Origin of the sequence: Parazoarcus communis SWub3 = DSM 12120 (genome assembly GCF_003226565.1) — a bacterium.
Taxonomy (GTDB): domain Bacteria; phylum Pseudomonadota; class Gammaproteobacteria; order Burkholderiales; family Rhodocyclaceae; genus Parazoarcus; species Parazoarcus communis.
In genome coordinates this window covers 115,841-138,822 of the sequence record NZ_QKOE01000011.1, presented here as the reverse complement: position 1 = coordinate 138,822, position 22,982 = coordinate 115,841, and the positions used below count along the sequence as shown (strand labels likewise).

At 61.2% G+C, this 22,982-nt stretch carries 24 protein-coding genes; 10 read left to right on the top strand and 14 right to left on the bottom strand.

Going from position 1 to position 22,982, the window contains the following annotated elements; genetic code table 11:
* Window positions 1-6: 6 nt before the first annotated feature.
* The gene (ispH, locus tag DNK49_RS15310) at window positions 7-945 is read left to right on the top strand and encodes a 4-hydroxy-3-methylbut-2-enyl diphosphate reductase (protein ID WP_110526386.1); all 939 of its coding nucleotides are present in this window, start codon (window positions 7-9) and stop codon (window positions 943-945) included.
* Window positions 946-993: 48 nt separating this feature from the next.
* Here ispH and DNK49_RS15305 read toward each other — a convergent pair whose 3' ends face one another.
* Window positions 994-2,094, bottom strand: a complete 1,101-nt coding sequence (locus DNK49_RS15305; protein WP_110526383.1) for an aromatic ring-hydroxylating oxygenase subunit alpha — start codon at window positions 2,092-2,094, stop codon at window positions 994-996.
* A 123-nt stretch (window positions 2,095-2,217) separates the two neighbouring features.
* Between DNK49_RS15305 and DNK49_RS15300 the strand changes: the two genes are divergently transcribed.
* From DNK49_RS15300 to DNK49_RS15280, 5 genes are all read left to right on the top strand, one after another.
* Window positions 2,218-2,460 (top strand): exodeoxyribonuclease VII small subunit, encoded by a 243-nt coding sequence (locus tag DNK49_RS15300; RefSeq protein ID WP_110526380.1) that lies wholly within the window; start codon window positions 2,218-2,220, stop codon window positions 2,458-2,460.
* On the top strand, window positions 2,457-3,353 hold the full coding sequence (locus tag DNK49_RS15295; protein WP_110526377.1) for a polyprenyl synthetase family protein: 897 nt from the start codon (window positions 2,457-2,459) through the stop codon (window positions 3,351-3,353). The genes DNK49_RS15300 and DNK49_RS15295 overlap by 4 nt, the downstream gene beginning before the upstream one ends.
* A gap of 22 nt (window positions 3,354-3,375) precedes the next feature.
* Complete coding sequence (dxs, locus tag DNK49_RS15290) at window positions 3,376-5,238, top strand: 1-deoxy-D-xylulose-5-phosphate synthase (RefSeq protein WP_110526373.1); 1,863 nt, start codon at window positions 3,376-3,378, stop codon at window positions 5,236-5,238.
* A gap of 73 nt (window positions 5,239-5,311) precedes the next feature.
* A complete protein-coding gene (gene folE2 / locus DNK49_RS15285) occupies window positions 5,312-6,121 on the top strand; it encodes a GTP cyclohydrolase FolE2 (protein WP_110526370.1) in 810 nt (269 codons plus the stop codon).
* A 4-nt stretch (window positions 6,122-6,125) separates the two neighbouring features.
* Window positions 6,126-7,148: an LLM class flavin-dependent oxidoreductase gene (locus tag DNK49_RS15280; RefSeq protein ID WP_110526367.1), complete on the top strand. Its 1,023-nt coding sequence runs from the start codon at window positions 6,126-6,128 to the stop codon at window positions 7,146-7,148.
* On the opposite strand, the gene DNK49_RS15275 is transcribed toward DNK49_RS15280, so the two are convergent.
* The 8 genes from DNK49_RS15275 to DNK49_RS15240 form a co-directional block, all read right to left on the bottom strand.
* Complete coding sequence (locus DNK49_RS15275) at window positions 7,145-8,116, bottom strand: alpha-ketoacid dehydrogenase subunit beta (RefSeq protein ID WP_110526364.1); 972 nt, start codon at window positions 8,114-8,116, stop codon at window positions 7,145-7,147. The two genes, DNK49_RS15280 and DNK49_RS15275, sit on opposite strands and share 4 nt — an antisense overlap.
* An 11-nt stretch (window positions 8,117-8,127) precedes the next feature.
* A complete protein-coding gene (locus DNK49_RS15270) occupies window positions 8,128-9,090 on the bottom strand; it encodes a thiamine pyrophosphate-dependent dehydrogenase E1 component subunit alpha (RefSeq protein WP_243632387.1) in 963 nt (320 codons plus the stop codon).
* A gap of 224 nt (window positions 9,091-9,314) precedes the next feature.
* Window positions 9,315-10,655: a GAF domain-containing protein gene (locus tag DNK49_RS15265; RefSeq protein ID WP_110526361.1), complete on the bottom strand. Its 1,341-nt coding sequence runs from the start codon at window positions 10,653-10,655 to the stop codon at window positions 9,315-9,317.
* Window positions 10,652-11,149 carry a hypothetical protein gene (locus DNK49_RS15260; protein WP_110526359.1) on the bottom strand — a complete coding sequence of 166 codons (498 nt, stop codon included), beginning with the start codon at window positions 11,147-11,149 and terminating at the stop codon, window positions 10,652-10,654. Before DNK49_RS15260 ends, DNK49_RS15265 begins: the two co-directional genes overlap by 4 nt.
* Window positions 11,150-11,223: 74 nt before the next feature.
* On the bottom strand, window positions 11,224-11,700 hold the full coding sequence (locus tag DNK49_RS15255) for a cytochrome C (RefSeq protein WP_110526356.1): 477 nt from the start codon (window positions 11,698-11,700) through the stop codon (window positions 11,224-11,226).
* Between the two features lie 155 nt (window positions 11,701-11,855).
* Complete coding sequence (locus DNK49_RS15250) at window positions 11,856-12,716, bottom strand: DUF3014 domain-containing protein (RefSeq protein WP_165843344.1); 861 nt, start codon at window positions 12,714-12,716, stop codon at window positions 11,856-11,858.
* A gap of 179 nt (window positions 12,717-12,895) precedes the next feature.
* A complete protein-coding gene (gene acnB, locus DNK49_RS15245; RefSeq protein WP_110526350.1) occupies window positions 12,896-15,493 on the bottom strand; it encodes a bifunctional aconitate hydratase 2/2-methylisocitrate dehydratase in 2,598 nt (865 codons plus the stop codon).
* 239 nt (window positions 15,494-15,732) lie between these two features.
* Complete coding sequence (locus tag DNK49_RS15240) at window positions 15,733-16,452, bottom strand: DUF502 domain-containing protein (RefSeq protein ID WP_110526347.1); 720 nt, start codon at window positions 16,450-16,452, stop codon at window positions 15,733-15,735.
* A gap of 123 nt (window positions 16,453-16,575) precedes the next feature.
* Between DNK49_RS15240 and DNK49_RS15235 the strand changes: the two genes are divergently transcribed.
* The 3 genes from DNK49_RS15235 (at window position 16,576) to DNK49_RS15225 (ending at window position 19,208) form a co-directional block, all read left to right on the top strand.
* Window positions 16,576-16,983 (top strand): YchJ family protein, encoded by a 408-nt coding sequence (locus DNK49_RS15235; protein WP_110526344.1) that lies wholly within the window; start codon window positions 16,576-16,578, stop codon window positions 16,981-16,983.
* 90 nt (window positions 16,984-17,073) lie between these two features.
* Window positions 17,074-17,457 (top strand): DUF6394 family protein, encoded by a 384-nt coding sequence (locus DNK49_RS15230; protein WP_110526341.1) that lies wholly within the window; start codon window positions 17,074-17,076, stop codon window positions 17,455-17,457.
* Window positions 17,457-19,208: a potassium channel family protein gene (locus tag DNK49_RS15225; RefSeq protein WP_243632386.1), complete on the top strand. Its 1,752-nt coding sequence runs from the start codon at window positions 17,457-17,459 to the stop codon at window positions 19,206-19,208. The genes DNK49_RS15230 and DNK49_RS15225 overlap by 1 nt, the downstream gene beginning before the upstream one ends.
* Window positions 19,209-19,260: 52 nt before the next feature.
* Here the strand turns inward: DNK49_RS15225 and DNK49_RS15220 are convergent, their stop codons facing one another.
* The gene (locus tag DNK49_RS15220) at window positions 19,261-19,491 is read right to left on the bottom strand and encodes an RNA-binding S4 domain-containing protein (protein ID WP_110526338.1); all 231 of its coding nucleotides are present in this window, start codon (window positions 19,489-19,491) and stop codon (window positions 19,261-19,263) included.
* Window positions 19,492-19,653: 162 nt separating this feature from the next.
* Here DNK49_RS15220 and DNK49_RS15215 point away from each other — a divergent pair, with 162 nt between their 5' ends.
* Window positions 19,654-20,514, top strand: a complete 861-nt coding sequence (locus tag DNK49_RS15215; protein WP_110526335.1) for an ATP adenylyltransferase family protein — start codon at window positions 19,654-19,656, stop codon at window positions 20,512-20,514.
* Between the two features lie 37 nt (window positions 20,515-20,551).
* On the opposite strand, the gene DNK49_RS15210 is transcribed toward DNK49_RS15215, so the two are convergent.
* From DNK49_RS15210 to trmB, 4 genes are all read right to left on the bottom strand, one after another.
* Window positions 20,552-20,917 carry a YkgJ family cysteine cluster protein gene (locus DNK49_RS15210; protein ID WP_110526332.1) on the bottom strand — a complete coding sequence of 122 codons (366 nt, stop codon included), beginning with the start codon at window positions 20,915-20,917 and terminating at the stop codon, window positions 20,552-20,554.
* A gap of 198 nt (window positions 20,918-21,115) precedes the next feature.
* Complete coding sequence (locus DNK49_RS15205) at window positions 21,116-21,454, bottom strand: YkgJ family cysteine cluster protein (RefSeq protein ID WP_110526329.1); 339 nt, start codon at window positions 21,452-21,454, stop codon at window positions 21,116-21,118.
* A 38-nt stretch (window positions 21,455-21,492) separates the two neighbouring features.
* On the bottom strand, window positions 21,493-22,215 hold the full coding sequence (locus DNK49_RS15200; RefSeq protein WP_110526325.1) for a UPF0149 family protein: 723 nt from the start codon (window positions 22,213-22,215) through the stop codon (window positions 21,493-21,495).
* Between the two features lie 63 nt (window positions 22,216-22,278).
* On the bottom strand, window positions 22,279-22,974 hold the full coding sequence (trmB, locus tag DNK49_RS15195; RefSeq protein WP_110526322.1) for a tRNA (guanine(46)-N(7))-methyltransferase TrmB: 696 nt from the start codon (window positions 22,972-22,974) through the stop codon (window positions 22,279-22,281).
* Window positions 22,975-22,982 lie beyond the last annotated feature (8 nt).

Below are 22,982 nucleotides of genomic sequence, written 5' to 3'. Positions count from 1 at the left end.
ATCGAGATGAGCGACAAGGAAATCCTGCTTGCCAACCCACGTGGTTTCTGCGCCGGCGTCGAGCGAGCCATCGAAATCGTCGAACGCGCACTACAGCGCTTTGGCGCGCCGATCTACGTTCGCCATGAGGTCGTGCACAACAAGTTTGTGGTAGATGATCTTCGCGCGAAAGGCGCGATTTTCGTCGAGGAACTCGATGAGGTCCCGACAGGCAATACCGTCATCTTCAGTGCACATGGCGTATCGCAGTACGTTCGCGAAGAAGCCGAGCGGCGCGGGTTGCGTGTATTCGATGCCACCTGCCCGCTGGTGACCAAGGTACACATCGAGGTTGCCCGCATGCGCGAACAAGGTCGTGAACTGGTCATGATAGGCCACAAAGGTCATCCTGAAGTCGAAGGTACGATGGGGCAAGTCAAGGACGGCATTCACCTCGTGGAAACGGTGGACGATGTCGCCACCCTTCAGGTCGCAGACCCCGAAAAACTCGCTTACGTCACTCAAACCACCCTATCGGTGGACGATGCAGCAGCCATTGTGGACGCGCTGCGGACGCGCTTTCCCGCCATTGTTGGCCCAAAGAAAGACGATATCTGCTACGCCACACAGAATCGCCAGGATGCCGTCAAGTTGATGACGCCCTATGCTGATATCGTGTTTGTCGTTGGCTCGCGCAACAGTTCGAACTCAAACCGGCTGCGAGAAGTGGCTGCCTTGCGCGGCGTTCCCGCTTACCTGGTGGACAACGCCGGAGACATCGATCCCGCATGGCTAGAGGGCAAACGGCGTATTGGCGTCACGGCGGGCGCATCCGCACCTGAAGTCTTGGTCGAGGATGTGATTGCCCGACTGTCTGCCCTCAGCGGCAGCGCCGTGCGCAACCTGGACGGGGTGCCCGAGAAAGTCACCTTCCCGCTACCGAAGGAACTGCAGGACATCAGCTGACGCAAGCGGTGGCTGCGGGCACCTCTGCCCCGCAGCCACCCAGCAGCATCAGAGGTGCTCGCCCATGACCCGGCGATAGAACTCGTGGAAATGCTGCATACCGTCTTCGTACGGTGACTGGTACGGCCCCACTTCGTTACGACCTTCCTTGAGCAAGGCAAGGCGTCCGCGATCCATGCGCTCGGCAATGTCGTCATCCTCGATCGCGGTTTCCATGTAGGCGGCCTGCTCAGCCTCGACGAACTCGCGCTCGAACTCGACGATATCCTCTGGATAGTAGAATTCGACCACATTGGTGGTCTTGTCGACATCCACCGGGATCAGCGTACTGACGACGAGCACATGCGGGTACCACTCCACCATGATATTGGGGTAGTAAGTCAGCCAGATCGCACCATGTGCCGGCTTCTTCTCGCCGTAATACTCTTGCACTGCCTTGTGCCATTTGGCATAGGTATCCGATCCCGGTCGTGCCAGCGAGGTAATGCCGACACGCTGCACCGAGTACCAGTCACCAAACTGCCAGGTCAGGTCGTCGCACGTGACGAAGTTGCCCAGACCAGGGTGATAGGGCACTACGTGGTAATCCTCGAGGTAAACCTCGATGAAGGTCTTCCAGTTGTAGTTGCACTGATGGATCTCGACCCGGTCAAGCTTGTAACCTGAAAAATCCAGCTCGTTGGCCACCTGCATGCCTGCCAGGTCGGCGTTGGCCGAACGCGGCCCCTTGAACAGCAGGCCACGCCAGTCCTCCAGCACATCGCGCCGGAGGTTCAGGCAGGGGTTGTCAGGGAAATGCGGTGCACCCAGCAGGCTGCCTTTCTGATCATAGGTCCAGCGATGAATCGGACACACGATATGCTCGGTACTGCCGGAACCCTGCAGCATGATCGCCTGACGATGGCGACAGATGTTTGACAACTGGTGGATGCCGTCTTCGGTGCGGAACAGCAGCTTCGAATGATCCAGCCATTCCAGCGAGCGGTAGTTACCCACTTCGGGTACCATCAGCTCGTGGCCGACGTACCCCGGACCGGCATCGAAGAGGAGTTTCTTCTCCAGTTCGAAAACCTTCTCGTCGAAGTACGACGACACCGGCAGCTGCGACAGCGCCGGCGCCAATTGAGCCTTGGCAGCGATGTGGGACATCCCCGAACCCCCTATCTGGACCAGAATCCGGAAAAATAAACAGGGTAGTTTAAGCCAACCCCGGTTTGACCGCCAGATGCCGGATCGGTTATTTTCCTGTCTTTTAGCGCGCACTTCCAACCCATGCCCAAGTCGGCAACCGCCCCAAAATCCTTCGAAGCCGCCGTCGCCGAGCTCGAAGCGATTGTTCAACAAATGGAATCCGGCAGTCTGCCGCTTGAAGAGGCGCTGGAGCGCTATCAACGCGGCATCGTCCTGCTCAAGCACTGTCAGGAGACGCTCGAAAGTGCGGAACAACGCGTACGCATCCTTGAAGGCGATACACTGACGGACTTCGACCCCGACACCGCCAGAAAAGACGCATGAGCACGCAAGAATTCGCCCGCTGGATGAGCGAGATCCAGGCCCGCACCGAATCTGCCCTCGGTGCTGCCCTGCCCGACGCTGCCATTGCACCCGCCCGGCTGCACGAAGCCATGCGCTACGCCGTACTCGGCGGCGGCAAGCGGGTCCGCCCGCTGCTTGTCCACGCGGCAGGCGCCCTTGTGTCAGCCTCACCGGACCAACTCGATTTCCCTGCCTGTGCGGTCGAGTTGATCCACGCCTACTCGCTGGTGCATGACGACATGCCCTGCATGGACGACGATATCCTGCGCCGCGGCAAGCCCACCGTCCATGTCGAATACGACGATGCCACTGCGCTCCTGGTGGGCGACGCATTGCAGACCCAGGCGTTTCAGACCTTGACCGAGAGCAGCTTCAACATCTCGCCTGGCGCACGTATCGAGATGATCCGCCTGCTGGCGCAAGCCTCAGGCTCGCGCGGCATGGCGGGCGGACAGGCCATTGACCTGGCATCGGTTGGCTTGCGTCTGACGCGCGAGGAACTCGAGTTCATGCACCTGCACAAGACCGGCGCACTGATCCGCGCCGCCATCTTGTTGGGAGCCCATTGCGGCACACCTGCAGCAGAAAGCACGTTGAACGCACTCGATCGCTATGCCAAGCTGATCGGCCTGCTGTTTCAGGTGGTCGACGACATCCTGGATGCACAAGCCGACACCGCCACATTGGGCAAGACGGCCGGCAAGGATGCCGACAACGACAAACCCACCTACGTCAGCCTGCTCGGTCTCGACGAGGCCCGCCGACTGGCGCAAGAGATGCTGACTGCGGCACATGACGCCCTTGCCCCGCTGGGCCCCCGTGCCGACGCGCTGCGGCAGCTTGCCGACTACATCGTGCACCGTCCTTTCTGATCCCCTTTGGCCGACGCCTTCCATGTCCCCCTACTCGAATCTCGAACGCATCCATTCACCTGCCGACCTGCGCGCCCTGGATCGCCGCGAACTGGCAGTCGTCGCCGATGAGCTTCGCGCCTTCCTGATCGAGTCCGTCTCGAAGACCGGCGGGCATCTGTCGTCGAATCTGGGCACGGTCGAACTGTCGATCGCGCTGCACTACGTCTTTAACACGCCGGAAGATCGCATCGTCTGGGACGTCGGTCATCAAACCTACGGCCACAAGGTACTGACCGGCCGTCGCGAGGCGATGAGCGGACTGCGCCATTGGGGCGGCATTTCCGGCTTTCCGCGACGTTGCGAAAGCGAATACGACACCTTCGGTACTGCACACTCCTCCACCTCGATCTCCGCTGCGCTCGGCATGGCCGCTGCAGCCCGTGACCGAGGCGAGGATCGCAGTGCCATTGCCGTCATTGGCGACGGCGCCATGTCTGCCGGCATGGCCTTCGAGGCGTTGAACAACGGTGGCGACATGGAGGGGATCAACCTTCTCGTCATTCTCAACGACAACGAGATGTCGATCTCTCCGCCTGTAGGGGCCCTGACCAAGATCCTGGCGCGGCTGATGTCGGGCTCCACCTACAACACGGCACGCAAAGTGGGCGAAAAGGTGTTGGGCATGGCCCCGCCGGTTGCCGAACTGGCACGTAAAGTCGAGGAGCACGTCAAGGGCATGATCACGCCCGGCACCTTGTTCGAGGAATTCGGCTTTCACTATTACGGCCCGATCGATGGTCACGATCTCGACGCGCTGGTGCCGACCTTGCAGAACATCAAGAAGCTCAAGGGCCCACAGTTCCTGCACGTCATTACCCGCAAGGGGCATGGCTACAAGCTGGCCGAAGCCGACCCCATCCTGTACCACGGCGTATCCAAGTTCGACTCTGCCGCCGGCATCCAGGGCGGCAAGAGCGCGGGCAAACTGACCTATACCCAGGTCTTTGGTGACTGGTTGTGCGACATGGCGGCCACCGACAAGCGCATCGTCGGCATTACGCCCGCGATGCGCGAAGGCTCCGGCCTGGTGCGTTTCGAGCAGGAGTACCCCGACCGCTACTACGATGTGGGCATCGCCGAGCAGCATGCGCTGACGTTTGCCGCGGGCATGGCCTGTGAGGGCTATCGTCCGGTGGTGGCGATCTACTCGACCTTCCTGCAGCGGGCTTACGATCAGTTGATCCATGACATCGCCCTGCAGAACCTGCCCGTCCTGCTCGCCATCGACCGCGGCGGTCTGGTCGGCGCCGACGGTGCCACCCATCACGGCGCCTTCGACCTGTCCTATCTCGCCTGCGTGCCGAACTTGGTCATCATGGCACCCGCCGACGAGAACGAATGCCGCCAGATGCTCTACACCGCGGTCTGCCATGATGGCCCGACCGCAGTTCGCTACCCCCGTGGCAGTGGCACCGGCGTTGAGCCGGACAAGACGATGACGGCGCTGCCGATCGGCAAGGGCGAGATCCGTCGCCGCGGCAGCAAGATTGCCGTGCTTGCCTTTGGCAGCATGGTGCCGGTTGCCCTTGAAGTCGGTGATGCACTTGACGCCACGGTGGCGAACATGCGCTTCATCAAACCGCTGGACGATGCCCTCGTAGCCGAGCTGGCCGCCACGCACGAGCTGATCGTCACCCTCGAGGAAAACGCGGTTGTCGGTGGTGCAGGCGCCGAAGTGTCGCGCTGCGTCGACACCCTGCCCTCACGCCCGCGTGTATTGCGACTCGGCCTCCCCGACCGCTTCATCGACCACGGCGATCAGGCACAGCTGCTGGCCTCGGTCGGTCTGGATAAGGCCGGCATCCTGGAGAGCATAGCGCGTATCTATTCCGGCAATAGTTGAGCAATTTTGTCGGGAACGCTAGGATCGTGGCTCACGAGAGGCAACAAGCCCCGACTCCAACAGAGAACAGCACATGAACAGCCAGACCGCTGAGGCGATTCCCGACGTACAGAGCAGCATCGACCGCCGCCAGATTGCGATCAACAAGGTCGGCATCAAGTCCATCCGCCACCCGATCCGGGTCAGCGACAAATCCGGCGGCGTCCAGCACACCGTCGCCACGTTCAACATGTATGTGGGATTGCCGCACAATTTCAAGGGCACCCACATGTCGCGTTTTGTCGAGATCCTGAACAGCCAGGAGCGCGAAATCTCGGTCGAATCCTTCGAGCCCATGCTGCGCGCCATGGTCGAGCGCCTCGAGGCCGAAACCGGCCACCTGGAAATGAGTTTTCCGTATTTCATCAACAAGGCTGCCCCGGTTTCCGGCGTCGAGAGCCTGATGGACTACGACATCACCTTCATCGGCACCATTCATGAGGGCGGCACGTACGAGTTCACCATGAAGGTGCTGGTGCCGGTCACCAGCCTGTGCCCCTGCTCCAAGAAGATTTCCGCCTACGGTGCGCATAACCAGCGCTCTCACGTCACTGTCAGCGCCACCATCAACGATCACCTGTGGATCGAGGAAGTCGTGCAACTGGTCGAGAGCCAGGCATCGTGTGAGGTGTATGGTCTGCTCAAGCGTCCGGACGAAAAATTCGTCACCGAGCGCGCCTACGACAACCCCAAGTTCGTCGAGGACATGGTGCGTGACGTCGCCGGCCTGCTTAACGCCGAACCACGCATCGATGCCTATGCGGTGGAGTCAGAAAACTTCGAATCCATCCACAACCATTCCGCCTATGCCCTGATCGAGCGTGACAAGCGACTGGAAGCCTGAGCCGATGATACGGCGTATTCCGCTCTCGGTACTCGACCTCGCACCCGTTACGCAAGGCAGCACACCTGCCATCGCGCTGAGCAACACCCGTGATCTCGCCCGTCACGCCGAGCACCTTGGCTATCACCGCTACTGGCTGGCCGAGCATCACAACATGGCGGGTATCGCCAGCGCAGCCACTGCGGTGGTCATTGGTCACGTTGCATCCGCCACATCCACCATCCGGGTCGGTGCCGGCGGCATCATGCTGCCCAATCACGCACCGCTGGTGATTGCAGAGCAATTCGGCACACTCGAGTCCCTCTACCCCGGCCGCATCGATCTCGGCCTGGGCCGTGCCCCCGGCACCGATCAACGCACCGCACGCGCCTTGCGTCGCCACATCGGCATCGACAGTGCCGATACCTTTCCGCAGGATGTGGTCGAACTCCAGTCCTGGTTCCTGCCCGTTCAGCCGGGACAAGCCATTCAGGCTGTCCCCGGCGCAGGACTCAACATTCCGATCTGGCTGCTCGGCTCCAGCCTCTACAGCGCTGAACTGGCTGGCAAGCTGGGCCTGCCCTTTGCCTTTGCCTCGCATTTTGCGCCCCGTTTCCTGATGCAGGCACTGGACATCTATCGCCGCAGCTTTACCCCATCGGAGACACTCGACCGCCCTCACGCCATGGTAGGCATCAGCGCCGTCGCAGCGGAAACGGACGACGAAGCCCGCCACCTGTTCCGCTCGCTACGTCATCGCTTTGCGGCAATGGCTCGCGGTGTGCGGGGCCTGCTATCCCCACCGGACGACTTCGACGAGCGTGAATGGTCGGCAGCCGAACTGGCCTTCGCGGATGAATCGCTGGCCTGTTCCGTGGTTGGCTCGGAGGCCAGCGTACGCTCGCAGCTCGAAGACCTGATCGCCCGTACCGCGGCAGACGAGTTGATCCTGACGTCACAGATCTTCGACCATGCGGCGCGCCTTCGCTCATACACGCACGTGGCACAGGCCTGGGAGATGGTCGCAGTGTCCGAACCAGCGACCTAAGCGGCCGCCGCCGAGCGTGTCAGACGCCGTACCGAGCTGACGACATCCTCCACCTGCGGAACATAAGCCTGCTCCAGCGGATAGCTCGCAGGGGCAGGCGCATCAGGCCCGCCCACCCTCAGTACCGGGCCTTTCAACGTCGCCCAGGTCTGTTCAGTCAGCATTGCCGCGATCTCGGCGCCAACACCGCAGTTCCGGCTTGCCTCATGAACCACGACGGCACGTCCGGTCCTTCTCACCGACGCCAATACCGCCGCCTCGTCCAACGGCTTCAATGTGCGCAGGTCCAGCACTTCGGCAGATACACCTTCTTCCGCCAGAACCGCCGCCGCCCGTTCACACACGCCTACGGTCTTGGCGTACGAAATCAGCGTCGCATCCTCGCCAATCCGCCGCACAACAGCCTCACCCAGACGCACTGCAGCCTCCTGCGCAGGAAGCTCGCCCTCGGTGTGAGCCAATCCGATATCAACAAAGAACAACACCGGATTGTCATCCCGGATTGCAGCCTTCAACAGACTTTTGAAATCGGCAACGGAAGAGGGCATCACGACTTTCAACCCGGGGGTGTGGACAAACCATGCCTCGATGTTGTGGTTGTGCTGCGCCCCCACCCCCCAGCCCGCCCCAGTCATTGCAATCGCCACAAGCGGAAAGGCGAACTGACCACCCGACAAGTAGCGCAGCTTTCCTGCACTATTGACCAACTCGTCCATTGCGTAACACAGGAATGGTGCGAAAAGCAGATCGATCACCGGTCTCAGGCCGGTCGCCGCCGCACCCACGGCAGTACCCGCAATGATTCCTTCTGCAAGCGGGGTATTGCGCACCCTATCTGCACCAAACTCGGCCAGCAGCGCCTTACGCTTGGTCGCCACACCTTCACCCATCAGGATCACGCGTGGATCGTGCGCCATCTCCTCCGCCAAGGCCTGATCAATGGCCTCCAGGACAGTGACTGGTTTCATGTCTCCACTCCTCAGGCAAAAATGTCAGTGTGCAGTTCGGCCACTGCCGGATAAGGTGACGCAATCGCAAACACCGCCGCTGCATCGATGCACTGCGCGATCTCGACGCTCAATGCATCGAGCCCTGCCTGATCGATGATCCCTTGATCCAGCAAGCGAGCCTGCATTTTCGACAAGGGGTCACGCAGGCGCCAGGACGCCAGTTCCTGCTGATCCACATAACCTTGATCATCGGGCTCAAAGTGCCCACGCAGACGATATGTCTGCGCCTCGAGGAGGAACGGGCGGCCATTTTTCCGTATCGATGCCAGCGCCTCGGTCGCCGCCGCCCGCACGGCCTCAACGTCATTTCCGTCGACTGTCGCGCTGTCTATTCCATAGGGCTGCGCCCAAGCCGCCACGCTATCGGTCAGCATGGTCTCACGTCGATGAACGAAGGCTTGCCACTCATTGTTCTCGCAAACGTAGAGTATCGGCAGGCGCCACACCGCAGCCAGATTGAGCGATTCATGAAAGCGCCCTTCGCAGGCCGCGCCATCACCAAAAAAGCAGGCCACGACACCTGTACGGCCCAACATCTGCTGTGACAGGGCCACTCCGGTTGCCAGTGCCAGTTCACCACCGACGATGGTCGAGGTCAGCACGACCCCAAGATCACGCGCAGAAACGTGCAAGGATCCGCTCTTGCCACCGCAATATCCATCCCTGCGCCCAAGCGCCTCGGCAAGCAGGCGACTGGGGCTTGCCCCACGCGCCAGCAGATGACCTGCACTGCGATGATTCGTCAGGATAAGGTCATCCACGCCAAGCGCCGCCACAACACCCACTGCAGTTGCCTCCTGCCCGACCGCAGTGCAGGTACCCGGTGCGCCCGACTCACGCTGCAACAGTGCCGCGCGCTCCTCGTACATACGGATCAGCATCATCGTATTCAGCAACTCGAGCGGATCCGCACCAAATCTTCGTATCGTCACATTCACCTCCGCCAACATGTGACCCGGCAAGGACGCCGAATCGATGAACGGCACTTTAGCGATGTGCGGTACGCCACCACCTGCAGTTAGTGAAGTTTTAGGATGATGAGCGGATGAATTTAGTTTCCCGCGGCAGGCATCGGCCGACGGGCATGTGTCATGAGCACGACCCTACCTGAGAACGGCATGAAGAGTTGCAACGGCGTTACTTCCGTCCGGGCAACTCAGGCATCGAACAATTCGATCGCTCTGGTGACCTTGAGCCGGAATCGCCCGCGTCCGGTTTTTTCAATCCTGACCGGTGCGGCATGTTCTGCAAGACGCCGCTCGAGCAAGATGAGACGCGCCTCGAGATTGTCACTCAGATCGGGCAAGCGGATACGACGGTCAAGACGTAGCTCCCGATTATTGAAATCAATGCGGCCAAGCTCGACGAAATCCCTGATCAAGGTCCAGAAGATCGCCCCAGCCACACCTTTGATCAGATAGTTGCCATCCAGAAAGACGCTGTCGTTCTCCGCGTAGTGACGAACCGCCAGCGGCTTGCCTCCGTTATCCGGAGGCCGTGTGGGCGCAACTTGTGTTGTGGCCTCAATCGGTGCCTCGGCGGCCTGCTGCAGCAGACGGATACCGGCCCCCAACTGCCCCGCAAGGGTCACCAGTGCATCTTCGTCATCATAACCAAAACGCATATCCTGCTGACTTTCGACATAAAGCACCCCGATCAGGCGGTCGCACGCCTTGATGGGAACCGCCAACTGGCTGCAGGAAGCAGCGAGCCCGGGTAAGGGAATCTTGGTTTCCAGTTCGAGACAACCCTCCAGCGCGAGATTGTCCCGAATCGCACAACTGTAGTTGTACTCCGAAGTGAAATGACTGATCCGGATGGGCGTACGCTCCCGCGCGGCAACGCCGATCACACCCTCCCCAAACGCAATTTCCGAACCGACACCGGAATCCGAATAACCCAGGCTGGCAATGGTGTACAGGCGGCGCCCCGTCTCATCAACCATCAACAGCATCGCGTTTTCAATACCCAGGTTTCTTTCCAGGCTTGTCAGCACGCGCGCGAACAAGTCGTCGAGATCTGCTGCACCACACAGATCCTCACTGAACGCACGCAATGCAGCCAGCAGATTCCTCTCGGGTCGTGGCAAGGGCACCGTCTGACCAGGCACCTGCTCGATATCAAGCACGCGATAGATGTCCGAACCCAGCAACCGGAAGACGTCACCCATGCCGGTATGTGATGCGATCCCCGCCAACTTGGCTTTCATGCTCTCGAACAGAGGCCCGCTCTGCTCCGTGCGCAGATACTGCAGACTCAGACGGTAGTGTGCAGCCGTATGCGGATCGATCGCCGCCAGCCGGGCGTAGGGCGACGCCAGAATATTGCGCCGAGTCGTATTGAAGAACTGGTAGGAAAGCGCGACATGCTCACCGTCGACATACTGGATCTGCGACAGGTAAGCGATGTTCGGTGTGCCATCCGGAGCACAAGTCGATATCGTGCCCGGCACCGCACCCTCCAGGCAGTTCCGGATGGATTCGAGCTTGATCCTCATGCTCCGCGCACCAAGGGTTCTCCCGCCTGAGGTCCGGGCGTTTGCGAAAATGCCGCCGTCGGGGAAAAACGTATCGTCAGCAGATCATCGTCAGGACAGGCCAGTAACGCCTGTACGACAGCATCAGTAAAGCCCAGCGGCACCAAGGTGGCACTGAACGCCGCGCGATACCGGGCAGCCAACGCCGCATCACCCGGCTCTGGCGGAAGCACAAGCGCATCGTAACCCTTGAGCTGTAGCGTCCGGTTGGTGGAGGGATCGCTGAATACCACCGCAACGGCTCCGCTGCGGCGTACGCCTTCGATCACATCTGCCGCTGCCGTGCCGCCAAGCAGCACCGTCACCGCACGACGGTCTGGCGCAACCCTGCAACCCACCGCACGCGCAAGCGCGGGGAAACCGCCAGGACGGCAGGCGGCGGTATTGATGGAGATACCGCCGCAGATGAAGCCCGCGTTGGCATCGTCAAGAATCGGTGAGCGCTCATCCAGCATGGTGCTGGAATGATAGCCAGCTTTACGGCGATTGGCATAGGCTCACACAACCAGGCAACGCTGATACCCAATGCTCACATCGGAAACTGCACCACAGGTCCCAGTGGCTCGCCGCCCGGTGGCACGTAGGCCGGAGCCTCCTTTCCGGCCGGTCCCAGGAAACGCGAAAAACGGTAAATCGCCTGCAGATCCTGATCGGACAACTGGTGCAGCACCGACGAAGGCATTGGCGGACGATAGCGCGCCCCCCTCGCAATCTTCAGCCATTCGCTTTCGGTGATCCGGCTGAAGAACAAGCGCAGATTGGCCGGGTAGGTCGTTCCCCAAGCGCCCCGCCACCCCAGATGATCGCCCGTCAACCAATCCACCTCGGGCACCTTGCCATCCGTTGCTGCATAGCTGGGGGTGTGGCAATCATTACAGCCAGCGATCTGCACCAGATAGCGCCCACGCTCAACTGCCGAACTGGCCCCGACGGACGATTGTCCTGCCCAACTGCTGCCTATCACGCCGAACATGATGATGACGCTGGCCATTGTTGTTTTGATCATTGAATACTCCCGCAAGTCTGGTCAATTCATCGAGCCCCTTTCGCTGGCGACTCGACGTGGAGGGAGTATGGGCACACGGACGACTGCCGCTTGCTAAATCGACCTTGCAGGAATACTCAGATTTTCATAAAGACACGCAGCGCCTCGACCGAGTGTCAGCGTACGCCAGGCATCGTAGTGCCAACCAGCAAGCCGCGAATCTCACCCAGCTTCGCCTTCACCCGCTGAGCATTGTCGGCACCGATCCGAAGCATGATCTTGTGCCCGGCTGAACGAGCCTCCAGTTCAGGCGCGGCAAACTGGTAACGAATCTTCGGCTGCACGACGCGTATCGGCTCCTCTGCTGCCGGCGCTGCCAGCATGTGATCGATCACCGCAACCAGACGATCGTTGAAGTAGGCATCCGGATAGCCCAGTTCGTCGTAGGCTGCCTGAAACAGCGGATAAAGCCGTGCGTAGGCTGCAACCAGGCGGGCACTGTCGATCCGCTCCGCCAAGGTCAGATACCCGGCATAACGTGCTGCGTTGTCGGCGGCGATATGGCGCTCGCCATCATCACCGCTGACCAGAAAGTTGCCCGGTGCAAGCTGGACAGGCGATCGGGCCAGCGGCAGACGCTCGCCCGGCAGGTTATCGACAGTAACAACGATACGACGTACAAAATCACGCACGATGAACTGCCCCAGACCGTCCGCACCCACCAGACGCTCGAGCACGCTCAACATCAACACATCGCTATTGCCCAGTTCGGGCGCGGGCTCCACCACCGACGGCATCTCGGCCAAGGCATCCTGCACGCCCTGTGACTCAAGCAAGGGCGCCAGGGCTTCCACCGGATGACGGGTCGCCGGTTCAACGCTGCCGCCTGCAGCTACCTCGGGCACCGGAGGCGCTGATGCGGCAACCGGTGGAGCGGACTCCGGCGATCGCAATTGCAGCCATCCCAGGACGGCTACCGCAATAACGAGCAGCAATAGGACGATGGAGACTGGCTTGCGACTCGACGAGTTAGTCATGAAAGCTCCTGTTGGTCGGAATGACAGTGGGAGTGCCATTCGCGATTGCCGTTCCCCAAAATCAGCAATTCCACGGCACTCAATGACGCACCGAAAAACAAGAACGCCCCCGCCGGACTTCCGGACGAGGGCGTTCTACTGCCGCGGCGAGGGCCTTTCAGCGCCTCAAGCCATCAAGCTCAGACGGTGACCGTGTCAGCCACGCTCTTGAACTCTTCGATCTGATCGAAGTTCATGTAGCGGTAGATGTCGGCAGCCTTCTTGTTGACCACTTCCACCTGCGCCATGTACTCCTCGACCGAGGGGATCTTGCCCATCAGCGCACACACTGCGGCCAGTTCAGCCGAGCCCAGGTATACGCGGGTATCGATGCCCAGACGGTTCGGGAAGTTACGGGTCGAGGTCGACATTGCAGTACTGCCCTTGCGAATCTGCGCCTGGTTACCCATGCACAGCGAGCAGCCCGGCATTTCCATACGGGCGCCGGACTTGCCGAGCACGCCGTAATAGCCTTCCTCGTTGAGGATCATCGCGTCCATCTTGGTAGGCGGTGCGATCCACAGGCGGGTCGGGATGTCGGTCTTGCCATCGAGCACCTTGCCCGCAGCGCGGAAGTGACCGATGTTGGTCATGCACGAGCCAATGAAGACTTCGTCGATCTTGTCGCCGGCGACTTCGGACAGCAGCTTGACGTCATCCGGATCGTTCGGGCAGGCAACGATCGGCTCCTTGATGTCGGCGAGGTCGATCTCGATCACGGCGGCGTAATCGGCATCGGCATCACCCGACAGCAACTCGCCATTGGCGATCCAGTCTTCCATGGCCTTGATACGACGACCCAGGGTGCGCTTGTCTTCGTAGCCGTTGGCGATCATCCACTTCATCAGCGTGATGTTCGAGTTCATGTACTCGACGATCGGCGCCTTGTTCAGATGCACGGTACAACCTGCGGCAGAGCGCTCGGCCGAGGCGTCGGTCAGTTCGAAAGCCTGTTCGACCTTCAGATCCGGCAGACCTTCGATCTCGAGGATGCGGCCGGAGAAGATGTTCTTCTTGCCCTTCTTCTCGACGGTCAGCAGGCCCTGGCGGATGGCATACAGCGGAATGGCGTTGACCAGGTCACGCAGGGTGACGCCCGGCTGCATCGTACCCTTGAAGCGCACCAGCACCGACTCCGGCATGTCCAGCGGCATCACGCCGGTGGCCGCGGCAAAGGCGACCAGACCGGAGCCGGCCGGGAAGGAAATGCCGATCGGGAAGCGGGTGTGGCTGTCGCCGCCCGTACCGACGGTATCGGGCAGCAGCAGGCGGTTGAGCCACGAATGGATCACGCCATCGCCCGGGCGCAGCGACACGCCACCACGGGTGCTGATGAAGCTCGGCAGCTCGCGGTGCATGCGCACGTCGACCAGCTTCGGATAGGCCGCGGTATGGCAGAAGGACTGCATCACAAGATCGGCCGAGAAGCCGAGGCAAGCCAGATCCTTGAGTTCGTCACGGGTCATCGGGCCGGTGGTGTCCTGGCTGCCGACGGTGGTCATCTTGGGTTCGCAGTAGGTGCCCGGACGGATACCCTGACCTTCCGGCAGACCGCAAGCACGGCCAACCATCTTCTGAGCCAGCGAGAAACCCTTGCCAGTGTCGGCGGGATTCTGCGGCAGGCGGAACAGGGTGGAGGGCGGCAGGCCCAGCGCTTCACGCGCCTTGGTGGTGAGACCACGACCGATGATCAACGGAATGCGGCCGCCGGCACGTACTTCGTCGAGGATCACCAGGGTCTTGAGTTGCGATTCGGCCACGACGGCGCCGTTCTTGAGCGCACTGACCTTGCCGGTCGCCTGGTCGACCTTGAGTTCGATCTCGTCACCCATGTCGAGTTGGCCGCAATCGATCTCGATCGGCAGCGCACCGGCATCTTCCATGGTGTTGAAGAAGATCGGGGCGATCTTGGAGCCCAGGCACACACCACCGAAGCGCTTGTTCGGCACGAACGGGATGTCTTCGCCAGTGAACCACAGCACCGAGTTGGTGGCGGACTTGCGCGAGGAACCGGTACCCACCACGTCACCGACGTAGGCGACGAGGTTGCCCTTGGCACGCAGCTCCTCCAGGAACTTGACCGGACCACGAACACCGGCTTCTTCCGGGGTGATGCCCGGGCGCGGGTTCTTCAGCATGGCCAGCGCATGCAGCGGGATGTCAGGACGCGACCAGGCATCCGGCGCCGGAGACAGGTCATCGGTATTGGTTTCGCCGGTGACCTTGAACACGGTCAGCTTCTGCGAGGCGGGCACTTCCGGACGGCTGGTGAACCACTCGGCGTCGGCCCACGACTGCATCACGGCCTTGGCATTGGCGTTACCGCCAGCGGCAAGATCCTTGACGTCGTGGAAGTAGTCGAACATCAACAGGGTCTTTTTCAGACCCTCGGCAGCAACGGCACCCACTTCGCCGTCAGCCAGCAGATCGATCATCGGCTTGATGTTGAAGCCACCCAGCATGGTGCCCAGCAGTTCGGTCGCCTTGGCACGCGACACCAGACCACAGGCTTCGTCACCCTTGGCGACCTTGGCCAGAAACTCGGCCTTGACCTTGGCGGCATCATCCACACCGGCGGGAACACGGTAGGTGAGCAGTTCGACGAGGAAGGCTTCCTCGCCAGCGGGCGGGTTCTTGAGCAGGTCGACCAGCTCGGCGGTTTGCTGCTTGTTCAGGGGCAGCGGCGGGATACCGAGGGCGGCACGCTCGGCGACATGGGCACGGTAGGCTTCAAGCACGGCGGATTCCTTCCAGTTTTGTGACGTTGGCAGGGGCTCCGGACGGGGTTCTCCCGTGCGGATCGGAACAGATTATATGTCTTTTATAAGACTTGCGGTGCAGCGCAACACAAGGTGACGATTTTCAGCTGTCGCAGCCTCTGGATTCTACTCTTTGCACACCGTTCAAGCATAGGCCACAAAGCGGGTCCCTGCCCGCCGGACGGCAAGCAGGCAAGGCACGCCAGCCCACACGGAACTCAGGACTCGGCTACTGCCCCAGCACTTGCATCCTGCGCTGTCTGCTGCGCATTTGATGTTGGATTGCGGTAGCGGATGCGGTCCGGCGAGGTCGCTCCACCGGTCATGACGAAGCTCATTGCCTCGTCCATGGTCCAGTCAGTCGATACCACCTGCGAGACCGGTACGATTTCGATGTATCCCGAAGTCGGATTGGGTGAAGTGGGCACGTAGACTGCGGCAAGCTCCTCGCCGCTGACCTCATCCTTGATCACCCGGGTCACGAAACCAACCGCCTTCATGCTAGATGATGGAAACTCGATCAGCACCACACGCTGCACGCCCGAAGGCTTCTCCTTGACCGCAGACAGGAAGCGCTTGGTGCCGCCGTAGATGGCAGCAACCAGCGGAATGCGGTGCACCAGACGTTCCAGCCAGCCAATGACACGCTGGCCAATCACCTGTGTCGCCAGCCAGCCAAGCACGTAGAACACCAGCAGGGTGATCACCACGCCCAACAGCGACTGAAACCAGGGCAGCAGCAGGAAATCCGCCGCCGATGGCCACGTCCGCCGTACCGCGCGGGACAGGCCAACCACCCAGGGTGTGCCCAGCTTGGACAGCTGCGAAAAAATGAAATCGAACACCAGCCAGGTGACCCACAGCGGCGCAGCGGTCAGCACGCCCACGATGAGGTAACGACGGGTATTCTTGATGCGGTGCTGGGTTTCTGCCTTCATCCGGACACTCATGGTCTATGCAAATCGCTGCGCACGGGAGGATACCCGAGCTCGTTCAACGTGCACGTAAGGTTTGCGGCAAAATCTGGAGCCCGACCGTTTTCTCGAACCCAGCGCATCAGTATGAAAAATCCACCCTGCCCGTGCAACTCCGGTAAATCCGCAGCCCACTGCTGCCTGCCCATCATCAATGGGCAACAGCCTGCACCTTCGGCCGAAGCACTGATGCGCGCCCGTTACACCGCCTTCACCCTGAAGGACGAAGCCTATCTGCTGGCCAGCTGGCACCCCTCGAGTCGCCCTCAGCCCCCGTTGTTCGACACCTCACCACCGAAATGGATCGGCCTGCAGGTGCGCGCGCATCGCCCACTGGATGCCGATCACGCCGAAGTGGAATTCGTTGCCCGCTATCGAATTGGCGGCCGCGCTCAACGCCTGCATGAAACCAGCCGGTTTGTCCGCGAACATGGGCTGTGGTACTACGTCGATGGGGACATTCATGAAGGAAACGGTGACGAGGGCACGCCCTGACAGCCCCCTTCCATAAGCCAGTCCCGAGCCAAACTGGCATACTTTGCATTGCCCACTGCGATTCAGCCCGCCCCAACCCGAGCACCCTACATGAACCTCGAAAAAGTCATCTTCGGATTCTTCATCCTGCTGGCCGCAACGCTGAACTTCGGCTTCTTCGTCGGCGACATAGACAACCCCGGCCATCATGACATCTACGAATTGTTCGCCGCACTCGTGGTCAGCCTGATCGCGACCATGCTCAAGTTCGGCGATCGCACCCAGATCGGCGCCATTCACCTCGCAACCAGCCTGGTGGCTGACCTGCAGCTGATCGCGGCGGCAATGGTCTGGGGCTATGCGGCACACATCACCGCCGACGGTCTGACCGGCGAGATGACCGCACGGGTGGTATCGCTGTCAGGCGGCGCCTTGTTCGCCAACGTTGTCTCGGTGGTCATCCTGATTGCCGAAACCATCATGCAACGGCGCTGATGCAGCCACCTCTGAACGCCCCGCTGGCACGCCATCACAGCGTCTTCTTCATGATCATGCGTCGCCTGCGGGCGCCGCTGATCCTGCTGATCGTCATCGTCAGCATCTCGGTGCTTGGCCTCACCCTGACACCCGGTGTCGATGATGAGGGCCGAACGCATTACCTGAGCTTCTTCCACGCGTTCTATTTCATCAGCTACACCGCCACTACCATCGGTTTTGGGGAAATTCCCTACGCCTTCTCCGACCAGCAGCGGCTGTGGGTGCTGTTCTGCATCTACATGTCGGTGATCGGCTGGGCCTACACCCTGGGTACGGTCTTCGCACTACTGGCCGACCGCAGCCTGCAACAGGCCATTGCCATGCAGCGTTTTGTCCGCAACGTGCGGCGACTGGGTGAGCCCTTCTACCTGGTGTGCGGCTATGGCGAAACCGGCCGCCTGATCTGTCAGGCACTGGACCGCCAGGGCCTGCGCGCAGTGGTCATCGAAAAAGACGAAAGCAAGGTCGGCGAGATCGATCTGCACAGCTATGCTGCCGACGTACCCGCCATCGCAGCAGATGCCAGCAACCCGGAGACCCTGCAGTACGCCGGGCTCACTCACCCCAGCTGCATCGGCATCATCGCACTGACCAACGACGACTCGGCCAATCTGGCGATCTCGATTGCTGCCCGACTGCTTGCCCCGCGACTCCCTACCCTGGCACGCGCCGAGACCCGCGATACCGCGGCAAACATGGCCTCCTTCGGTACCCGCCACATCATCAATCCGTTTGAAAAATTTGGTGACACCCTGGCGCTGGCGCTGCACACCCCCGCAGCCTGGAAGCTGCTGGGCTGGCTCACCGGGCTGCCAGGCACCACATTCGAACGCCACCGAGACCCCCCGCGCGGACACTGGATCCTGTGCGGCCATGGTCGATTTGGTCGGTTGATGGTCGATGCCATGGATGCCGAATCGGTACCGGTCACCATCATCGATCGTCGTCCGCCAGAGGACATTTCGCATCGCTGGGTGCAAGGCGACGGTACCGGCGCTGCGGCGCTGGAAGAGGCCGGCATCCGCGAGGCGGTCGGCATTGTCGCCGGCACCAGTTCCGATGTGGACAACCTGTCGATCGCGGTCACCGCGCGTGAGCTCAATCGCAAGCTCTTCGTCATCGTGCGGCAGAACCACTACACCAACCGGGCGCTGTTTCAGGCTTACAGCTCGGACATCACCGTGGTGCCCAGCGAGATCATCGCCCACGAGTGCCTGGCCATCCTGAGTACGCCGCTGCTGACGCCGTTCCTCGATCAGATCAGGCAGATGGACGAAGAATGGTGTGCCTGGCTGCTCGAACGCATGACCCGACGGCTGGGATGGGATGTCCCCGAAGTGTGGAGCGAACGCATCAACCTCAGCCGCGCACCCGCGCTCTACCGCCGCCTGATGCGGGGCGAAACCATTACCCTGGATCGCTTGCTCCGCTCACACGCCAACCGGCACGAGTTTCTCGCCTGTGAAGTATTGTTCCTGGACCGGGACGACGACGACCATCTGATGGTTCCGCTTGGCAGCACACCCGTCCGTCCGGGAGATGAACTACTGCTGGTCGGCCGTCCAGGCGCCCGCGCCAGTTTTGGTCTGAACATCGCCAACGAACACGCACTCAACTACCTGCTGACCGGCGAAGATCTGCCCGGCGGATGGTTCTGGGAAAAACTCTCACGCAAGCGGCAGGCCCGAAGCACCCGCCAACTGCCTTGAGAGCGCGGCCACCGCTAGCGACGAAGCCGGCTCCTCACGTCGCCAATCGACCTCAGTCACCCGCCTGAGGCGGGATCAGATCCACCCGCTCCGCACCAAACTCCACCCACTGCCCGGGTCGCAATTTTGCCCGTTTGCGCGACTCGGGCTGACCATCGACCCGGACCAGGCCAGCCTCGACTGCAGCGTGCGCCTCGCCGCCCGAGCTGACCAGGTTGGCCGCCTTCAACAACTGGTCCAGCTGAATGAACTCACCGCGCACAGCAAAACTCGAACGATTCACGATTCTTACCTTTAGATTGATTTCCGCCCAACAACGGTCGATCGCAACGACACCCAAACCATCAGCGCGGATGCCATACGGATTGCAATGCCGTTCAGATCGGTATGGAACACGGGAGCGATCATGTCACAATGACGGACTCCCGTCCTGCCACCTTACTCGATGAACAGTCCGGCCCCCGACCTGCTCGAACAGACCGACCGAACCATCGCCCAGGCCATGGCCAACGGCGCGCTGCAGCCCATCCATACCGAAAGAACCGTCCTGCACCAGAACGGCTTCGATTTCTCGGTACGTTGGGTCTCGTCCCTCGCCCTCAAGGACGCAGCCCGCGTCGACGCGGTCACCCGCAAGCGCCCAGGGTTCAACCCCTTCCTGCCACCGGACCCTGACCTTACCGTTGCATCGCTCGGACCCAGGCATCTCGCCGTCCTCAACAAATACCCGGTCATCGAACGTCACCTGCTGATCATTACCCGCGACTTCGAGGCTCAGACCGCTCCGCTGACCCTGACCGACTTCACCGCGCTGGCATATGTCATGCAGGCACACGGCGGGCTCGGTTTCTACAATGGGGGGCAAGTGGCCGGCGCCAGTCAAAGCCACAAACATCTTCAATGGGTTCCGGCCAAAACGGATCTGCACACGCTTGCTGCAATCCCGTCAAACCATTACGACGCCAGCCAGCTGCCCTGGCGCCAACTCCGCACCCCCTTGCCTGCCGGCTGCTGGTCATCTGTGGATACCGCTGCAGCATGGCTGGAAACGAGCTATCGCAATGCCTGCGACGCGCTCGACCTGCAGCCCGTCACTGACCCCATGCCGCCTTACAACCTGCTGGTCACCCGGGAGTGGATGACAGTGGTCCCCCGCAGTCAGGAAAAGTGTGACGGAATCTCGGTGAATGCACTCGGATTCGCCGGCTCGCTGTTCGTGCGGGAACATCAACAGATCGAGCATCTGCGCACAATCGGCCCACTCGCCCTGCTGCAACGCGTGGCCACCGGTCAGCCCTCCCGCTAAACCGCGGGCATCGACGCCCCCGCGGCGGCGCTCCGGCTCAGGCCAGCCCGCAGCCCATGGGGTGCGGGTCCGGCAGCGGAGGCAAGCCAATGCCGGCGCGCAACTCATCGCACTTGGGATTTGGCCGTCCGTTGTCGAAGTACACCGGAAATTCACGACAGGGCGTCGGCCGGTGCTCATAAATGCTGCAGGCCACCTGCTCACCCACCACCCCCTGCAGCGCGATACAGCGCCGGGGCACGTCATTGCTGCCTTTCATGCAACTACGAAAGGGTGTCAGCTTCTCGGTCAGTGCTGCAGGGACGAACCCACCTGGCGCCTCGTCGGACTCGCCCCAGTAAAATGAAATACGGAAGTGGGTACAGCAGATACCGCAATCAAGGCAGGGGTTGAAGGATTCCATGGCGGGCCGTCAGCGAGTACGCATGTCCCAGACGGAACACGCACCGGCTGTTCGTCCGGGTGCAGCAAGCCTGCTCCCCATGCGCCTTTCGGGCGCCACATCACCGGCGCGCGGATTCTAATCTTTGCACGCCGCCGCGCAAGTGTTTTTTATTCTTTTAATTCAATACCTTAAATATATTTTGCACAAACATTTCAATCAGGCACCCAAGGCCTGCATGCCATGTTTCCTGCGCGCACGGTCGCACCCATCCTCGCCGATCCCCAAGGCGGCGTAAGGGGCGAAATCTCGGCACGGGGATGGCCGGTCGGCATAAATGGTGCAGCGCACTGCCTGTCCGATCTCGCCAGCCAGGGCAATACACCTTGGAGGCCCCCCATCCGTGCCTTTCATCCGCATCAAGGTCGCCGTCACCGGCACGCACAGTGTCGCAGGCACGCCCGCCCCAGTCTGCCCGTCGGCGAGCTCCGACACATGAAAGTCCACCCGAAACGACGCACAACAGGCACCGCAGCGGGTGCAATGATCTTCAGCCATCGCGCCAACCCAACGCTGCTAAACAGTCGGTACCGTAATCATTCCGTGCCTGCCCCACAGCACTTCTTGAACTTCTTGCCGCTGCCGCACGGGCACGGCTCATTGCGTCCGGGCCCGGCTGCACCCGGGCCCGGCGGTAGCTCCACAGCAACCGGCACCGGCGCGGGCAGGTCGAGGTCGCGCCAGTGCGAGAAGATGTCATTGGCCGCCTCGCCCACAGCGGCCAGCCACCCAAGACGGGTCTCGTCATCCGCCTGGGCGGCATCGTCCGCCTGCCACGGGGCAAGCACCGTAACGAGCGTCTCCCTCACCGCTTCGACAGCCTCATCTGGCAAACCCGCGTGCCAGTCCTTGCGCCACAAATCGAGCCCCTGGGTGAAACCTTCTACCCATTCATCCCCCAACTGGATGGTGTCACCATCGGTAATCGCAAAGCAGAACGGCTCCCAACACGTCTCGTCATCCTCGTCCAGCCCCAGGGTTGTGGACATCTCGTTGTAGTACGAGAGGACCAGACGGATTGCACGCTGCACACCACTGCCCGAGCCAAAACTCACGCCATCTTCATGTGCGGACCAAACCGCAGGCAGCCAGCGTTCAACCGCAATCGGCTGCGGTGAGATCAGCACACCTGCCAGAAAGCCGTCGAGCATCTCCAGGTCCATGCAATCCTCGGGGACCACATCCGAAGTCAGGATCTCCTCCAGGGCTTCGAAATCCTCGTCGCGCATCAGGTGCGGATTGCCAGCATCGGTCGTCATGTGATTCTCCAGGGTATTTCAATGGGCCATTTACTACGGCCAGACTCGCGGCGCACAAGACGTTCAGGTCTTGGCAGCCTCATGGCACACCGCGTCCAGATCCAGGGCAAGACGATACAGTGTCTGACCCGAATCACGGTACTTGCGTTCGAATGGAGTCAGCGGCACCGGAGCCTCGAAAGGCTCCCACGGCACTGGATGCCCCAGCAACTGGGTCAGTGCGGTTGCAAACTCGGCGATATAGACTGACCAGTTACTGCGGCATTCCAGCACACCGCCCAGACGAGGCACCGTAGGGAACACGGGATGAGCGTGCCAGCGCCGCGCCAGGTGACCGATCTTAGGCCAGGGATTGGGATACAGGATGTAATGCCGGGCGAGCCGCAACCCTGCGGCATCCAGGAGCCGCCAATAGTCAACCAGATCAGCGCGTACAAACACCATATTCTTCGGCAGCAGGGCATCCGGATACGGTTTGCGTCGGGACAACCTGTCCTCGGACTGATCCACCCCTATCACCCAATGATCCGGATAAGCGCGTGCCAGTTGGATGGTGCTGTGCCCGACACCGCAGCCCGCATCGAGCAATAGCGGCGCCTTGCCGTCCCAACCCGCCAGGCTGGCATCGAACGCCGCCCTGTTATAGTCATTGAAAGGCTTACGAAAAGGCTGCTCCACATGACGCCGAACGCACTCTGCCAGACGCTCGTGCACATCCTGCTGCGCACTCGTGGGAATGCTGGAATTCGCGTAACTCAAGTTGTCAT

Excerpts from the sequence above, each read along its gene's own strand:
- ispH (WP_110526386.1), top strand. The coding sequence starts at position 7 with ATGAGCGACAAGGAAATCCTGCTTGCCAACCCACGTGGTTTCTGCGCC.
- DNK49_RS15305 (WP_110526383.1), bottom strand. The coding sequence starts at position 2,094 with ATGTCCCACATCGCTGCCAAGGCTCAATTGGCGCCGGCGCTGTCGCAG.
- DNK49_RS15300 (WP_110526380.1), top strand. The coding sequence starts at position 2,218 with ATGCCCAAGTCGGCAACCGCCCCAAAATCCTTCGAAGCCGCCGTCGCC.
- DNK49_RS15295 (WP_110526377.1), top strand. The coding sequence starts at position 2,457 with ATGAGCACGCAAGAATTCGCCCGCTGGATGAGCGAGATCCAGGCCCGC.
- dxs (WP_110526373.1), top strand. The coding sequence starts at position 3,376 with ATGTCCCCCTACTCGAATCTCGAACGCATCCATTCACCTGCCGACCTG.
- folE2 (WP_110526370.1), top strand. The coding sequence starts at position 5,312 with ATGAACAGCCAGACCGCTGAGGCGATTCCCGACGTACAGAGCAGCATC.
- DNK49_RS15280 (WP_110526367.1), top strand. The coding sequence starts at position 6,126 with ATGATACGGCGTATTCCGCTCTCGGTACTCGACCTCGCACCCGTTACG.
- DNK49_RS15275 (WP_110526364.1), bottom strand. The coding sequence starts at position 8,116 with ATGAAACCAGTCACTGTCCTGGAGGCCATTGATCAGGCCTTGGCGGAG.
- DNK49_RS15265 (WP_110526361.1), bottom strand. The coding sequence starts at position 10,655 with ATGAGGATCAAGCTCGAATCCATCCGGAACTGCCTGGAGGGTGCGGTG.
- DNK49_RS15260 (WP_110526359.1), bottom strand. The coding sequence starts at position 11,149 with ATGCTGGATGAGCGCTCACCGATTCTTGACGATGCCAACGCGGGCTTC.
- DNK49_RS15255 (WP_110526356.1), bottom strand. The coding sequence starts at position 11,700 with ATGATCAAAACAACAATGGCCAGCGTCATCATCATGTTCGGCGTGATA.
- DNK49_RS15250 (WP_165843344.1), bottom strand. The coding sequence starts at position 12,716 with ATGACTAACTCGTCGAGTCGCAAGCCAGTCTCCATCGTCCTATTGCTG.
- DNK49_RS15240 (WP_110526347.1), bottom strand. The coding sequence starts at position 16,452 with ATGAAGGCAGAAACCCAGCACCGCATCAAGAATACCCGTCGTTACCTC.
- DNK49_RS15235 (WP_110526344.1), top strand. The coding sequence starts at position 16,576 with ATGAAAAATCCACCCTGCCCGTGCAACTCCGGTAAATCCGCAGCCCAC.
- DNK49_RS15230 (WP_110526341.1), top strand. The coding sequence starts at position 17,074 with ATGAACCTCGAAAAAGTCATCTTCGGATTCTTCATCCTGCTGGCCGCA.
- DNK49_RS15225 (WP_243632386.1), top strand. The coding sequence starts at position 17,457 with ATGCAGCCACCTCTGAACGCCCCGCTGGCACGCCATCACAGCGTCTTC.
- DNK49_RS15215 (WP_110526335.1), top strand. The coding sequence starts at position 19,654 with ATGAACAGTCCGGCCCCCGACCTGCTCGAACAGACCGACCGAACCATC.
- DNK49_RS15210 (WP_110526332.1), bottom strand. The coding sequence starts at position 20,917 with ATGGAATCCTTCAACCCCTGCCTTGATTGCGGTATCTGCTGTACCCAC.
- DNK49_RS15205 (WP_110526329.1), bottom strand. The coding sequence starts at position 21,454 with ATGGCTGAAGATCATTGCACCCGCTGCGGTGCCTGTTGTGCGTCGTTT.
- DNK49_RS15200 (WP_110526325.1), bottom strand. The coding sequence starts at position 22,215 with ATGACGACCGATGCTGGCAATCCGCACCTGATGCGCGACGAGGATTTC.